The organism is Bradyrhizobium sp. BR 10261 (genome assembly GCF_019455395.1).
In the GTDB taxonomy this organism is placed as follows: Bacteria; Pseudomonadota; Alphaproteobacteria; order Rhizobiales; family Xanthobacteraceae; genus Bradyrhizobium; species Bradyrhizobium manausense.
In genome coordinates, this window is the sequence record NZ_JACOFQ010000037.1 from 1 (window position 1) to 14262 (window position 14262).

Below are 14262 nucleotides of genomic sequence, written 5' to 3' on the forward strand. Positions count from 1 at the left end.
CGAAGAACGAGCCGATCGCGGCGATCGCCAGCGCCGGGCCGGCGCGGCCCTGCTTGGCCATGGCGTGGCCGTCGATGGCGGTGACGACCGATGTCGCTTCGCCCGGAATGTTGACCAGGATCGAGGTGGTCGAGCCGCCATACTGGGCGCCGTAATAGATGCCGGCGAGCATGATCAGCGCGCCGACCGGCGGCAGTCCGAAGGTGATCGGCAGCAGCATCGCGACTGTCGCGATGGTGCCGATGCCCGGCAGCACGCCGACCAGCGTGCCGACGAGCGCGCCGATCAGGCACATCAGAAGGTTGATCGGAGAGAAGGCGACGGCGAAACCGTGAGCGAGGTTGGCAAAAAGCTCCATGACGGCCTCACTGAACCAGGAAACGCGGGAACATCGGCATCGGCAGGCCGAGCACGTAAGGGAAGAGCAGCGCGCAGCCAGCTGTCAGGCAGGCGCCGACGATGGCGGCCTCGACCCATCGTGTTTCATGCGATCCGAGTGCGGCGATCATGAAGCTCATGAATGCCGAGACCACGAGGCCGAGCGGCCGGATCGCCAGGGCAAAGAACAGGATCGCACACATCACGAACAGCGGCCCGCGCCAGGAATAATGTGCCAGCGCCGGTCCCTCGCTCAAAAGGCCGGTCAGCGCGATCGCGGCGGACAGGCCCACCAGCAATCCGCCGAACATCCGCGGCGCGGTGCCAGCACCGAAGGAGAAGCCGCGCATGCCCTGCAAATCGCTCGAGGCCCACAGTGCGAACAGCGCCAGCGCCATCAGGATGACGCCGCCGATATAGTCCTGCGCCGACTTGATCGTCATGAACAGGGTGACGAATGCCACTGCGAACAACGGATAGGAATAGATCAGCGCCAGCAAGACATCCGATGACGCCTTCTTGGTCTCACCGCCGATCGCGCCAAGCAGCGCAGCGGGCGCGCCGGCGACGAGCGCCGTCGTGTGGCTGATCAGGACCGTAGCCGGACCGCGTCCAGCGCCCCAGCCGAAGATCGTCCCGATCGACCAGATCAATTCGAAAATCTGGGGCGCGAGCGCCAGCAGGCAGAAGCCGAGCGCCACCGAGGTGTTTCTGGTGGCTGTTGCCGAGTGGCCCATTGTGTCGGCCATGCATGTCTCCTCCGCGACCCGTAAGTCACGAGCACTGTTGTTCTAATCGGCTGGAAATGGATCCCCGCCCCGGATCATTGCCTAGCGATTTTCATCACACAATACCAGCAAAACCCAACAGTCCGCCCGCGAGCAGAAGCCACAGCGGATTGACGCGCGAGACGGAGGCGATCATCGCAATTGTCGCGGTCAGAAGCAGCGCAGCAATGCTGCGATCGATCGCCTGCGCGAGGATCAAGGCACTTGCCGCCATCAATCCAATCGACAGCGGAACCAGGGCAGCCTGGATCAGCGCAGGCCAGTGCGATTGGCTCGGCCGGTTCAGCAGCCGGGCGACACAGTAGGCTAGCAGGGCGGTCGGCAGGCACATCGCCAGTGTCGCGGCCAGCGCGCCTGGAATGCCGGCAACGGCATAGCCGATCAACGTGACGATCAGCACGTTTGGACCCGGCGAGAGCTGGGCGATCGCATAGGCGTCCGCGAACTGCTTCTCGGTCATCCAGTGATGGACATCGACAGCGATGCGGTGCATCTCGGGCACTGCGGCGGCAGCGCCGCCGACCGCGAATAAAGACATCAGTCCAAAGGTGGAGATCAGCGCCCAGATCGGGTTCTGGCTGCTCATGCTGCTGCCTTCCGTCGCATCGCATAGGTAGCCGCGATGCTGAACGGAATCGCGATGAGCAACACCGCCTGCAAGGGCCAACGAAACGCGCCAATGGCTGTGAACACGCCAAGCATCAGGATGAGCACGACAACGTCCATCCGCTTGAGCAGCGGGGTCATCATCCTGAAGACCACGGCGATCAGCAGGCCAACCGCGGCGCAGGAGGTGCCTGCGAGACTACGACGCAGCACCTCCGCATCGCCGAACCTGAAGTAGATGATCGCGAGCACCGTCATGATCAGCGTCGGCGGCAATAGCAGCCCGGTGAAGGCCGCGACACCGCCGGCGATGCCGCGCAGCCGCGATCCGAACACCATCGACAGATTGACGATGTTGGGCCCAGGCAGGAAATGGCAGAGCGCGAAGGTCTCGTTGAACTCGTCCGCGGTCATCCAGCGGTGCTGGTCGACGATGGCGTGCCGGGCGAATACCAGGACGCCGCCGAACCCGGCCAGCGACATCCGGCCAAAGGCCAGGAACAGCGCTATCAGGCCGGGCGGAGGGACGTGAAAGGCGGGATCATCCGACTCTTGGGCGGCCGGCGCTGAATCCGTGGACATGTCAGGAGTTTAGAACGCGAGCCGGAGGGCGGCCAAGATCAGGCTCCGGCCCATCGCGGACCTATCCAAAGGGAACCGGCCCTTTCCGCTTGAAACCCCTGTTTTTTGAAACCTTTGCCCCCTATATTGGGAGTGCCGGTTCGCCGGCTATGGAAATAAACGGTCGTCGCAATAAACCATTCGGACCCGGGGGCGGTACCCGGCGCCTCCACCAAAGCCCACCAGCGGGCACACCCGAAAGCGGGCTTTGGCGGGGGCGAAATAGGATCGACGAGGGCGTAAAGGGCGTACTTTTTCCCGGTATTGTTCCGCCGTTATCGGGCTACTGCAATAGTTGCCAACGACAACTTTGCTCCGGTTGCTCAGGCTGCGTAACGCAGTTTGAAAGACCAACTTAAAGTCCTAACGGGTTAAGCTCCGTTAGGCGGGGTTCGGAGGCACCTGGCAACAGAAGCCTCCACTTAAGCTCTGATTTCCTTCCCGGCGGGGACTCCTGCTGACCCGTCAGGCGCGGTACTATTGCGGCTTGGCGAGTCGGGGCCGACGGGGCCCGTCTCCTGGAATGCAACAGGACCACCATGGCGACCGATCACATCCGATACGACGTGCTGGCGAGCGAGGCGATGCGCGGCGTGGTCAAGAAAGTGCTGACTGACGCTGCGGCCCACGGCCTGCCGGGTGAGCATCATTTCTTCATCACCTTCGTATCGAAGGCCGAGGGCGTGAAGCTGTCGAGCCGGTTGCTGGCGCAATATCCGGAAGAGATGACGATCATCCTGCAGCACCAGTTCTGGGACCTGACCGTGCACGAGGACCGTTTCGAGGTCGGCCTGTCCTTCGGCGGCATTCCGGAGCGGCTGGTGGTGCCGTTCAGCGCCATCAAGAGCTTCCTCGACCCGTCCGTGAAGTTCGGCCTTCAGTTCGAAACCTCCGACGCCGAAGTGGCGGGCGAGAATTTGCCGGCCGCCCCTGCCCCGTCGGCTGTGCCGATGCCCGCGCCTGCTGTTGAGCCGACAGAGACCGCGGAAGAGCCGAGCCCGCCGAACCCAGGCGGCGCGGAAGTCGTGCGGCTCGATCGTTTCCGCAAGAAATGATCCAGGCTGGCCGCGAACCGTCGCGTCCGGCCAAACTCCCTATATAGAAGACCACATGAAGAGGCCGTGCGGCACCTCGCGCGGCGGAATGGATGTGCCCATGGCCAAAGCTGCGAAGACTGCTCGCCTCGCGACCCGCATCGAGACCGACAGTTTCGGTCCTATCGAGGTGCCCGCCGATCGTTATTGGGGGGCGCAGACCGAACGCTCGCGGCAGAATTTCCGCATCGGCATCGATCGCATGCCGATCTCGCTGGTCCATGCGCTTGGCATCGTCAAGCTTGCGGCGGCACAGTCCAACCTCGAGCTCGGCCTGCTCGACAAGCGCAGAGCCGGCGCCATCATCCGTGCCGCACACGAGGTGATCGAGGGCAAGCTCGACGATCATTTCCCGCTGGTGGTGTGGCAGACCGGCTCGGGCACCCAGAGCAACATGAACCTCAACGAGGTCATCGCCAACCGCGCCAACGAAATTCTGGGCAGCGAGCTTGGTGCCAAGAAGCCGGTGCATCCCAACGACCACGTCAATATGAGCCAGTCGTCGAACGACTCCTTCCCGACTGCGATGCATATCGCCGCGGCAAGCCGCATCAATGCCGATCTCGTCCCTGCCCTCGGCGAACTGCACCGCGCACTGCGTAAGAAGGAGAAGGAGTTCGCCAGGATCGTGAAGATCGGCCGCACCCACACCCAGGATGCGACGCCGCTCACCCTCGGCCAGGAATTTTCCGGCTATGCCGCCCAGGTCGAAAGCGGCATCGCGCGGCTGAAGGTCGCAGTCAGGGATCTCTATCCGCTGGCGCAGGGCGGCACGGCCGTCGGGACCGGCCTCAACTCGAAGCCGCGCTTTGCAAAGCTGTTTGCAAAGCACGTTGCCCGGATCACGAAGCTCCCCTTCACCAGCGCCGCCAACAAATTCGAGGCGCTCGCGTCCAACGACGCCTATGTGCTGGCGCACGGCGCCATCAATTCGGTCGCCACCGGCCTGTTCAAGATCGCCAACGACATCCGCCTGCTCGGCTCTGGCCCGCGCTCGGGGCTAGGCGAACTGATCCTGCCGGAGAACGAGCCGGGCTCATCGATCATGCCGGGCAAGGTCAATCCGACGCAATGCGAGGCGATGACCATGGTGTGCTGCCAGGTGTTCGGCAATCACACAACGATCACACTCGCCGGCAGCCAGGGACATTTCGAGCTCAACGTCTACAAGCCCGTGCTCGCCTACAACATGCTGCACTCGATCCGCCTGATGGCGGACGCGGCGCGCTCCTTCACCGAACATTGTGTCAGCGGCATCCGCGCCGACGAAAAGCACATCAAGGAATTGATGGAGCGCTCGTTGATGCTGGTGACCGCGCTCGCGCCGAAGATCGGCTACGACAACGCCGCCAAGGTCGCCAAGACTGCACATGCCAACGGCACCACGCTGAAGGAAGAGGCGCTGCGGCTCGGCTTCGTCTCGGCCGGCGAATTCGACCGCCTGGTGCAGCCGGACAAGATGACGCGGCCAGGATGAATTCCGAATTCCGATAGCCATCCGTAGTGATACGGAGCCCTAAAAGCTCATAATTATAAGGTTTAAAGGACAGGATTTGATTACCGTCAATGTGGCGGCCGGGATGCGTGTTACGGAAGGCCCCCTCCGCTCCTTGACGGGGCGAAATTCATCGTTTGATGGCCTCGAGGCCGATTGACGAGGACGAGCGAATGACGACGATCAAGTCTTGTTGGGCGCGAGGCTGCGCCCTGTTTCTGAATGTAACATCCTGCCCGAAAAGGATCGGGTGATGGAGACGCGGCATGGGGAACGTCATCAACCTGAATCGTTTCAGGAAGCGCGCCGAGCGGGAAGCCTCGGCGAAGCAGGCGGACGCCAACCGAACGAAGTTCGGCCGCACGAAGGCCGAGCGATCGGCGGAGGCGAAGCAGGCGGACCAGGCGAAGGCGCATCTGGACCAGCACCGGATCGATCGCGAGGAGCAGCCATGAAGTCGCCCGTGGTGAAGCGTTCGATCGTGGTCGCCGGCCACAAGACCAGCGTCAGCCTGGAAGAGGCGTTCTGGAACGGCATGAAGGAGATCTCGGGCCTGCGCAACATGACGCTGTCCGAGCTCGTCGGAGAAATCGACGGCGCCCGCCAGCAGGGTAACCTGTCCTCGGCGATCCGCCTGTTCGTGCTCGACTACTTCAAGAGCCGCGCCATGCAGCCGGACAAGGTCCCGGCGCAATAGCGACCGCCTGGCCACGCTTTTCGTGATCTGCACTTTAAAATCGCTCTAAGGTGCAGTTTCCACGGGCGCGCGCGCTTGACCTGCATGCCCTGCGTTGAAAATACAGGGCATGACCGACACTCATGATATGAGCCGCGAGATGCCGCTGGGCCTGGCCCAGCGCGGCTACACCGGCGTCATTCAGCACCTCGCCGCCAAGGAGGCGGGTTCGGCTCTCTCGGATATCGAGCTCGAGAGCCGGCTGATCGAGCTGGGCTTCGTCGAGGGCGCCCGGGTCGAGGTCCTGCACGAGGGGCTGGTCGGGCGCGACCCGATCGCCGTGCGTGTCGACAACATCACCATCGCGGTGCGCCGCCGTGAGGCCATGGCCATCATCGTCGCTTGAGTCACGCGACCGGAAATCCGATTCCATGGAATTACCCCTTCTGCATCTCGCCCTGGTGGGCACGCCAAACAGCGGCAAGACCTCGCTGTTCAATGCGCTGACCGGCAGCCGGCAGAAGGTCGCGAACTATCCGGGCGTCACCGTCGAGCGCAAGGAAGGTTTTTTCGTCACGCCGCTGGGGCGCCAGGTCTCGATCGTGGACCTGCCCGGCACCTATTCCTTGCGCGGCCGCAGCCCGGACGAGGAGATCACCCGCGACTTCGTGCTGGGCAAGGCTTCCGGCGAGATCGTGCCCGACCTCGTGCTGTGCGTTGCCGACTCCACCAATCTGCGCCTGACCATCCGCCTGCTGCTCGAGCTGAAGCGCACCGGCCGGCCGCTGGTGCTGGTGCTCAACATGTTCGACATTGCGAGCCGCCGCGGCATCTCGGTCGACGTCGTCAGGCTCGCCAAGGAGCTCGGTGTGCCCGTGGTCACCTCGATCGCGGTGCGCAAGGGCGGCACCGCCGACCTGTTGAAGCTGACCGACGATATTTCCGCCAGGCTCGCCGCCGAACCGCGGGAAAACAGCTGGCGCGCACTCAGCGTCTCCGAACTGCGCGCAACCCAGCGCGAGGCCGACCGCATCATCTCGGACTGCGTCAGCCTGCCTGCGAGACCCGACACCTTGACCGCGCGGATCGATGCGATCGTGCTGCATCCGGTCGGCGGCCTGATCGTGCTGGCGCTGATCCTGTTCGTGATGTTCCAGGCCGTGTTCGCCTGGGCGCAGCCCGCGATGGACCTGCTCAAGTCCGGCTTCGACGCGCTCGGGGCGCTCGTGCAGGCCACCCTGCCCGACGGCCTGCTGCAGAGCTTCCTGCAGAACGGCGTGATCGCGGGCGTCGGCAGCGTGATCGTGTTCCTGCCGCAGATCATCCTCATCTTCCTGTTCATCCTGCTGCTGGAAGATTTCGGCTACATGGCGCGCGCGGCGTTCCTGATGGACCGCATCATGGGCGGCGCGGGCCTGCACGGCCGCGCCTTCATTCCGCTCCTGTCGAGCTTTGCCTGCGCCATTCCCGGCATCATGGCGACGCGCGTCATCGACAACAAGCGCGACCGGCTGACCACGATCCTGATCGCTCCGCTGATGACCTGCTCGGCGCGCATCCCGGTCTACACGCTGATCATCTCGGCATTCATTCCGGCCAGGGACGTCTGGGGCTTCATCAACCTGCAGGGCCTCGTGATGTTCGGCCTCTACGCCGCCGGCATCACCAGCGCGCTCGTTGTCTCGTTCCTGATCAAATTCTTCATGCTGCGCGACTATGCGCCGGCGCCGTTCATGCTCGAGCTGCCGGACTACAAGGTGCCCAGGCTGAAATCGATCGCCATCGGCATCTTCACCCGCGCAAAAATGTTCCTGCAGCGCGCCGGCACCACGATCTTCTCGATGATGGTGCTGATCTGGTTCCTGGCCTCCTTCCCGCAGCCGCCGGCGGGCGCGAGCGAGCCCGCGATCAACTTCAGCCTGGCCGCCATCATCGGCAAGGCGATCGAACCGCTGCTCGCGCCCGTCGGCTTCAACTGGCAGATCGCGGTCGCGCTGATCCCGGGCATGGCGGCGCGCGAGGTCGCGGTTGCTGCGCTCGGCACCGTCTATGCAATCGAAGGCGGCAAGGAAGCGGCCGAGCAGATCGGCCAGGTGCTGGCGAGCAAATGGTCGCTCGCCACCGCGCTGTCGATGCTCGCCTGGTACATCTTCGCCCCGCAATGCGCCTCCACGCTCGCCGTCATCAGGCGCGAGACCGGAAGCTGGGGCTGGATGGCGGCGACCTTCGGCTACATGCTGGTGCTGGCCTATGCGGCGAGCCTTCTGACCTACAATGTCGCGGTCGCGCTCGGCGCCGGCTAGCGCCTCGTAAACCAAAACGCGAAAACAACCCCATGCACAGTAGACGGGGTTGTGAAATCGAATCCGGGATTCCTCGCACGGCTCCCCGCCGGTCCCGGATTGCGCTCCGCTCCATCCGGGCTACGGACTATGCACTTCGGAAAATCCGTTGACCCATCGGGCAAAACAATGGCAAGATGCCATCATCCCCGACAAGCATCTGCTGCCATGAATAGCTTCAGCACGACATGGCTGCTCGCCGGGCGCCTGCGCGAGGACACCTCGACTCTCGTCGCACCGCATCCCGATCCCGACGTCTCCCGCTAAATCCAACGCTGCCAAAGCGGCTTGTGTGCAATTGTGAACCGACCCTGCCTGGGCTGTTCGCGTCCTATGTGCCGGGATCGGATGAGGAGCCGCCGGGAACTCGATCGCTGATAGCGAGTTCCTATTGCGGACCTTTTTTCCTGACTCGCCTCGTGGAGGCTCGGGGCAATAGCGGCCTTTCCAGAGCGTATAGAGGTTTCAATTGACCGGTTCGCCCAATGCTTCAGGCAGCAATCCCTCGGATTTGCCGCGAATTTCGACCGGCAGCGATGGCCTGGATGACATCCTCGGCGGCGGGTTCGACGCCAACCGGATGTATCTGTATGAGGGACGACCCGGGACCGGCAAGACGACGATCGCGCTTCAATTCCTTCTGCGCGGCGTGCGCGATGGCGAGCGCGTGCTCTACATTTCGCTCTCCGAAACCAAGCGTGAACTGACTGTCGTCGCGCAGCGACACGGATGGACGCTGGAGGGCGTCGACATCTTCGAGCTCGTCCCGCCGGAAACGACGCTCGATCCGGACCGCGAGCTCACCGTATTTCATCCGGCCGAGGTGGAGCTGAGCGAGACCACCAGCGTGATCTTCAAGGAGGTCGAGCGGATCAACCCGACCCGCGTGGTGCTCGACAGCCTGTCCGAACTTCGCCTCCTGGCCCAGAACCCGCTGCGCTACAGGCGTCAGGTGCTGGCTTTGAAGCACTTCTTCACCAACCGCAACTGCACCGTCGTCCTGCTCGACGACCTGTCGTCCGCTCAAGACGATTTGCAACTGCATTCGATCGCCCACGGGGTCGTGATGCTCGAGCAGCTCGCAATCGATTACGGCGCGGAGCGGCGCCGGCTTCGCGTTATCAAGATGCGCGGCATCCGCTTTCGCGGCGGCTATCACGACTTCATCATCGAACAGGGCGGGCTGACCATCTTTCCCCGGCTCGTGGCCGCCGAACACCACAAGTCATTCACCGGAGATTTCACGCCGAGCGGCAACGCAGAGCTCGATCAGCTTCTGGGCGGCGGTCTTGAGCGCGGCACCAACGCCCTTCTCATAGGCGCGGCCGGCGTGGGTAAATCGTCGGTGGCTCTGACCTATGCGATCGCGGCGGCGGATCGCGGCGAGCATGCCGTATTCTTCGCGTTCGACGAGGGCCGCGGCACGGTCGAAGCACGTGCCAGGACGCTGGGGCTGCATCTCGACAAGCATATCGATTCAGGCCGCATCCGCTTCCAGCAAGTCGATCCGGCCGAGCTCTCGCCCGGCGAGTTCGCTGCCAATGTGAGGGACAGCGTCGAGCGCGACAATGCCCGAATCGTCGTCATCGACAGCCTGAACGGCTATCTGAACGCGATGCCGGACGAACGCTTTCTCATCCTGCAAATGCACGAGCTGCTCAGCTATCTCGCCCAGCAAGGCGTGTTGACCATCCTCATCCTTGCCCAGCATGGCTTGGTGGGCCCGACCGACACAAGCCTCGACATCAGCTATTTGAGCGATTCGGTGCTGATGCTCCGCTATTTCGAAGTCGGCGGAACGGTCCGGCGCGCTCTGTCGGTCGTCAAAAAGCGCAGCGGCAATCACGAGCATACCATCCGCGAGTTTCGGCTCACCAGCAGCGGCATCAAGCTCGGTCCGCCACTCAAGGACTTCACCGGCATCTTTTCCGGCACACCGCATTATACCGGTCCGGGGATGTCCGAAGAGACCGCTGCATGAGCGCCGCGCCGGATCAGCGGATTCTCGTCTTTGCTCCGATCGGGCGCGACGGGCCTGCATCGGTCGAGCTGTTCCGTAGCTCGAATCTGGACGCGATCAACTGCCGCAACCTGACCGAACTTGTCGGCGAGATGGCGCTCGGTGTCGGCGCCGTCTTCGTGGCCGAAGAAGCCCTGTTCGGCAAAGACACGGTGCCGCTGGCACAATGGATCGAGAGCCAGCCGCCCTGGTCGGATCTGCCCTTCGTCGTGCTGACCAGCCACCGTGAACAGCCGGCGGTCATGGCGTGGCGCCGCAGCCTTGTCTCGCTGCTTCGCAACGTTTCGCTGCTCGAACGGCCGGTGCAGCCGATGACGCTGACGAGCGCCGTTCAGTCGGCGTTGCGCGCCCGGGGACGCCAATATGAGATCCGGGCGCTGCTCGCCGCGCGCGAGCAGATCGCGCAGCAGCTCGAGAAACTCGTGGTCGAGAGGACGCGCGCGCTGGCGGAGGCCAATGAGCAGTTACGCCTGGAAATGGAGGAGCGCGCACGCGTGGAGGAGACGCTGCGCCAAGCTCAGAAAATCGAGGCTATCGGCCAGCTCACCGGCGGCGTCGCGCACGACTTCAACAATCTGCTGATGGTCATTTCCGGGGGCCTCGACATGCTCGACCGTCAGACCGATCCGGGCCGCCGTCGTCGCCTCATGGATGGAATGGTTCAGGCGGCGCAGCGCGGCGCCAGCCTGACCCGGCAGCTTCTTGCCTTCTCTCGCCGGCAGACACTCCGGCCAGAGCCGGTCGATGTCGCTGCGCAGATGGGCGGCATGCGCGAATTGCTCGATCGGAGCCTGCGAGGCGACGTCCACGTCGAGTTCGAGTTTCCGGACACGCTCTGGCCTGTCGAGGTCGATCCCGGCGAGCTCGAGCTCGTGATCCTCAACCTCGCCGTCAACGCCCGTGACGCCATGCCCAATGGCGGCACGATCATCGTGCGCGGGGAAAACCTTCCCGATCTGAAGGACGAGCAGATCGTGGGAGACTTTGTGCGCTTGTCGGTCATCGACACGGGTGTCGGCATGGGGCCGGAAATCCTGTCGCGCGTTTTCGAGCCGTTCTTCACGACCAAGGAGGTCGGAAAGGGCTCGGGGCTCGGGCTCGCCCAGGTCCACGGATTTGCGACACAGTCGCGGGGGACGGTCCGTATTCGATCGGAGGTCGGCAAAGGCACCAGCATCGAACTTTACCTGCCGCGATCGCACAATGTTCCCTCCCGAGAGCTGCACCTCGTGGATCTGAACATGGTACGGCCGAAGAAAAGCACCCACGGCCGAATTCTTTTGGTCGAGGACGACGACGAGGTCGCCGCCCTGGTGAGCGAGATGCTCGCAGACCTCGGCTACGAGGTCACCCACGCAGCGAGCGGCGCCGCCGCGCTCGGCGCTCTCGCCGACGGCCGGACGGTCGACCTCGTCTTTTCCGACATCATGATGCCCGGCGGCATGAATGGCGTGGAGCTCGCCCGCGAAATCAGACGGCGGCGAAGCGACATACCCGTGCTTCTGACCAGCGGATACTCCGAGGCCGCGGTTCACGAGGCCGAATTGGCGGGGATCCAGATCCTGCCGAAGCCCTACCATATCGAGGAACTGGCGGCAGCGCTGAGCGCGGTGACGTCAGACCTCGGGCGCGAAAAGGACACCAAGCGCTCCAACCGATGCTGATTTCGCTCGGCTTCTTTCAAACATACATGATGCCGTCGCGGCCCTTGATCATCGGACCGGGCACGCAGAGGATGCCTTTGCGAGTGGCGTCATCGATCCAGCCGTTATAACCGCCGGCGCCCGGAGCCTCGGCAGCGCGTGCACGCGCTTAGCGCTATCTCCGGCAAAAAAAGGCCCCGGACATGCCGGGGCCCGAGGTCACTGGGAGAACGCAAGCTCAATAGCGGGCGGTGACCGGCGCATTGAAGCCACCGAAGCGGTAGTTCACCCGAAGCGTGACCATATCGACATCCTGCTTGACGCCGTCGCCAAGGAGGGTGACCCCTCCAGGAGTGACGAAGCCGGCGAAGGTGGTGTTGTCACGCCCCATCCAGAGATGATCGTATTCGATACCGAACGACCAGTTCGGCGCGAAGCCATATTCCCAGCCGACACCAGCCGTACCGCCCCAGCGGGTGTGGCCTGCGGAGGCCAGCCCGACACCGGTGACGTTGTTGAAGACGTCAAAGCGGTTGTGCGTCACGGCGGCGCCGCCCTTGACGTAGAATAAGGACGCGTTCCACGCCCAGCCGAGTTGGGCCGTGAACAGGCCAATGCCATCGGTTTTGCCCGTGGTGGAGACCAGTGGATCGATCAGGGTCACCCGCGTGCGCTTGAGATCGGCCCAATCGCCTTGTGCTTCGAGGCCGAACACAAATTGATTGGTCTGCCATCGATACCCGATCTGCCCACCCAACACGCCACCGGAGCGATCAGCGCAACCACCTGCAACTGTTCCCGCTGGCGTCAGGAAATCGACGCAATTGTGACTTTGCCCCCAGCCACCATTGGCGCCGATGTAAAATCCGCTCCAGTTGTAGATTGTCGCCACCGGTGCCGGCGGCGGCGCCTTGACAGCCATGTCGGCCGCCATGGCCGGAGCTGCCAGGCTCAGCGTCGCGACGCTGATCGCCGCCATTGAGAGCTTTTTCATCGTTTCGTCCCCTTTTTCTCAATTCTCGACCGTTCAAAAAAACCGGCCCTTATGCAGGTTGGCGTGCATAAGTTCCACGAACATCCTGAAGTTTAAGCGCGAGGGGTGTTTTGGCCCGTATCAAAATGGCAACACCCAAGCGATATCGAAGTGCACGATACCGTGCTTACTCGTTTTGCAGGATTCCTCGCGACGGGGCACCATCGCTGTCATCGGCGAGCCATGCCTGGATGTCGGACGCGGGAATGAGCCGTCTGGGAACGTGGGGATTGATCGTTCCTGCAAACACGGCGAGCCCCTGGTCGAACTTTTCGCGCGCGAACTGCTTGGCTTCATCCTCGGTTGCAAATGTCATTGTCTCGCGCGGGCTCCGCTGCCTCGGCAAAAGTCCGCTCTTTCGATTTTCAAAGGTGACGTACCAGGTCGGATTCATTGCACCCATCGATTGCCACCCGCCCCAGCGCTGGTTGTCATATGGCCGTAATCTTCGCGATTGATCCAGATCAACCCCGCGCTTGACTGTCTGACGCGGGCAATCGACACGTTGGTCGCCATGGATCGTTTCAGCACCGACAGATTGAGCGCCGAGAAACTGCGCGAGGGCCACCTCGCCGACCTCGTCGCACTCCACCTCGACCCCGATGTCTCCCGCTATCTCGGCGGCGTGCGTTCCGCCGAGGTCACGAAGGCCTATGTTGCGACCAACGTGGCGCATTGGGACCGGCACGGCTTTGGGCTGTGGACGCTCCGCACCAAGGATGGCGCATTCGCCGGGCGGGCGGGCATCCGGCACGTCCTCATAGACGGCGTCGACGAGATCGAGATTGCCTACACGTTCAGGCGCGACCTCTGGGGCCAGGGGCTCGCCAGCGAGATCGCGACCGCGCTGACCGACATCGGGTTGTCACAGCTGAAGCTGCCGTCCCTGATCGGTCTCGTCTCTGTCGCGCACGGCGTCTCGCGGCGCGTGCTGGAGAAGTCAGGCTATGCACTGGAGAAACACACGACGCATCACGGCGAGGACGTCGTGATCTATCGGATCAGGCGATGACGCATGATATGCCGGCGGCTCACGGCCTCGTGAGCGCCGCAACCAGGTGTTCGGGATGAAACGGCTTTTCCAGCAACAGGCTGTTGGGCACGCCTTGTGACTTCCACAATGCAGCACCCGCGCCGCCGGTGATGTACACGACCGGAAGGGCCGGGTCCTTTTCCCGCATTCTCCGCGCGAGATCCCAACCATTGAGCTTGCCGCTCAGATAGACGTCGGTCACCAGCGCCTTGTGACGCTTGCCGCGCGCGAGGAACACCGTCATCGCCTCTTCGCCGGACGCAAGGATGTCGGAGGCAAAGCCTGCATCCGCCAGCACGCTCTCGAGCACGCCCTGCAGCGGATATTCGTCCTCCACGACCAGGATCGAAGGCGGTTCCGACATGTTGGACCTTTGGCTCACGCGATACAAATGTTCCAGTTCATCCCAACGCAACATATGTTTTTGGCTTTCTGACGATGGCCTGCGTGAAACCTGAACACCCATTCAAGAAAGTTTCTTGTCAGTTCCTGCAACAGGCGGCGGCGGCATCCGTTGACGAACCGACGATGCA

At 63.2% G+C, this 14262-nt stretch carries 16 protein-coding genes and 1 other RNA gene; 10 read left to right on the forward strand and 7 right to left on the reverse strand.

Annotated elements, in window-relative coordinates:
• The 4 genes from HYH07_RS31420 to HYH07_RS31435 all read right to left on the reverse strand — a co-directional run.
• The coding region (locus tag HYH07_RS31420) for a tripartite tricarboxylate transporter permease (RefSeq protein ID WP_220006102.1) at positions 1 to 358 on the reverse strand (358 nt) is incomplete at its 3' end.
• A 7-nt stretch (positions 359 to 365) separates the two neighbouring features.
• A complete protein-coding gene (locus tag HYH07_RS31425; RefSeq protein ID WP_220006103.1) occupies positions 366 to 1127 on the reverse strand; it encodes a tripartite tricarboxylate transporter TctB family protein in 762 nt (253 codons plus the stop codon).
• 94 nt (positions 1128 to 1221) lie between these two features.
• Positions 1222 to 1752: a chromate transporter gene (locus HYH07_RS31430; RefSeq protein ID WP_220006104.1), complete on the reverse strand. Its 531-nt coding sequence runs from the start codon at positions 1750 to 1752 to the stop codon at positions 1222 to 1224.
• Complete coding sequence (locus tag HYH07_RS31435) at positions 1749 to 2354, reverse strand: chromate transporter (RefSeq protein WP_220006105.1); 606 nt, start codon at positions 2352 to 2354, stop codon at positions 1749 to 1751. The genes HYH07_RS31430 and HYH07_RS31435 overlap by 4 nt, the downstream gene beginning before the upstream one ends.
• Before the next feature lie 95 nt (positions 2355 to 2449).
• On the opposite strand from HYH07_RS31435, the gene ssrA reads away from it, so the two are divergent.
• The 9 genes from ssrA to HYH07_RS31480 all read left to right on the forward strand — a co-directional run bounded on the left by ssrA (position 2450) and on the right by HYH07_RS31480 (position 11684).
• Positions 2450 to 2816: a transfer-messenger RNA gene (gene ssrA / locus HYH07_RS31440) on the forward strand.
• Positions 2817 to 2932: 116 nt separating this feature from the next.
• Positions 2933 to 3448, forward strand: a complete 516-nt coding sequence (locus HYH07_RS31445) for an SspB family protein (RefSeq protein ID WP_220006106.1) — start codon at positions 2933 to 2935, stop codon at positions 3446 to 3448.
• 88 nt (positions 3449 to 3536) lie between these two features.
• Positions 3537 to 4964: a class II fumarate hydratase gene (gene fumC / locus HYH07_RS31450; protein ID WP_220006157.1), complete on the forward strand. Its 1428-nt coding sequence runs from the start codon at positions 3537 to 3539 to the stop codon at positions 4962 to 4964.
• A gap of 284 nt (positions 4965 to 5248) precedes the next feature.
• Positions 5249 to 5437: a DUF4169 family protein gene (locus HYH07_RS31455; RefSeq protein WP_220006107.1), complete on the forward strand. Its 189-nt coding sequence runs from the start codon at positions 5249 to 5251 to the stop codon at positions 5435 to 5437.
• Positions 5434 to 5679 carry a ribbon-helix-helix domain-containing protein gene (locus HYH07_RS31460; RefSeq protein ID WP_057747235.1) on the forward strand — a complete coding sequence of 82 codons (246 nt, stop codon included), beginning with the start codon at positions 5434 to 5436 and terminating at the stop codon, positions 5677 to 5679. The genes HYH07_RS31455 and HYH07_RS31460 overlap by 4 nt, the downstream gene beginning before the upstream one ends.
• A 109-nt stretch (positions 5680 to 5788) precedes the next feature.
• Positions 5789 to 6064 (forward strand): FeoA family protein, encoded by a 276-nt coding sequence (locus tag HYH07_RS31465; protein ID WP_220006108.1) that lies wholly within the window; start codon positions 5789 to 5791, stop codon positions 6062 to 6064.
• A gap of 25 nt (positions 6065 to 6089) precedes the next feature.
• Positions 6090 to 7961, forward strand: a complete 1872-nt coding sequence (locus HYH07_RS31470; RefSeq protein ID WP_220006109.1) for a ferrous iron transporter B — start codon at positions 6090 to 6092, stop codon at positions 7959 to 7961.
• Between the two features lie 508 nt (positions 7962 to 8469).
• The gene (locus HYH07_RS31475; protein WP_228749878.1) at positions 8470 to 9981 is read left to right on the forward strand and encodes an ATPase domain-containing protein; all 1512 of its coding nucleotides are present in this window, start codon (positions 8470 to 8472) and stop codon (positions 9979 to 9981) included.
• Positions 9978 to 11684 (forward strand): response regulator, encoded by a 1707-nt coding sequence (locus HYH07_RS31480; protein ID WP_220006110.1) that lies wholly within the window; start codon positions 9978 to 9980, stop codon positions 11682 to 11684. Before HYH07_RS31475 ends, HYH07_RS31480 begins: the two co-directional genes overlap by 4 nt.
• Before the next feature lie 217 nt (positions 11685 to 11901).
• Here HYH07_RS31480 and HYH07_RS31485 read toward each other — a convergent pair whose 3' ends face one another.
• Together HYH07_RS31485 and HYH07_RS36885 are read right to left on the reverse strand one after the other, a co-directional pair.
• Positions 11902 to 12657 carry an outer membrane protein gene (locus HYH07_RS31485; RefSeq protein ID WP_220006111.1) on the reverse strand — a complete coding sequence of 252 codons (756 nt, stop codon included), beginning with the start codon at positions 12655 to 12657 and terminating at the stop codon, positions 11902 to 11904.
• A 166-nt stretch (positions 12658 to 12823) separates the two neighbouring features.
• Positions 12824 to 13264: a hypothetical protein gene (locus tag HYH07_RS36885; protein WP_409363924.1), complete on the reverse strand. Its 441-nt coding sequence runs from the start codon at positions 13262 to 13264 to the stop codon at positions 12824 to 12826.
• On the opposite strand from HYH07_RS36885, the gene HYH07_RS31495 reads away from it, so the two are divergent.
• Positions 13211 to 13708, forward strand: a complete 498-nt coding sequence (locus HYH07_RS31495) for a GNAT family N-acetyltransferase (protein ID WP_220006112.1) — start codon at positions 13211 to 13213, stop codon at positions 13706 to 13708. The two genes, HYH07_RS36885 and HYH07_RS31495, sit on opposite strands and share 54 nt — an antisense overlap.
• 19 nt (positions 13709 to 13727) lie before the next feature.
• Here the strand turns inward: HYH07_RS31495 and HYH07_RS31500 are convergent, their stop codons facing one another.
• Positions 13728 to 14195, reverse strand: a complete 468-nt coding sequence (locus tag HYH07_RS31500) for a response regulator (RefSeq protein WP_312016712.1) — start codon at positions 14193 to 14195, stop codon at positions 13728 to 13730.
• Positions 14196 to 14262 lie beyond the last annotated feature (67 nt).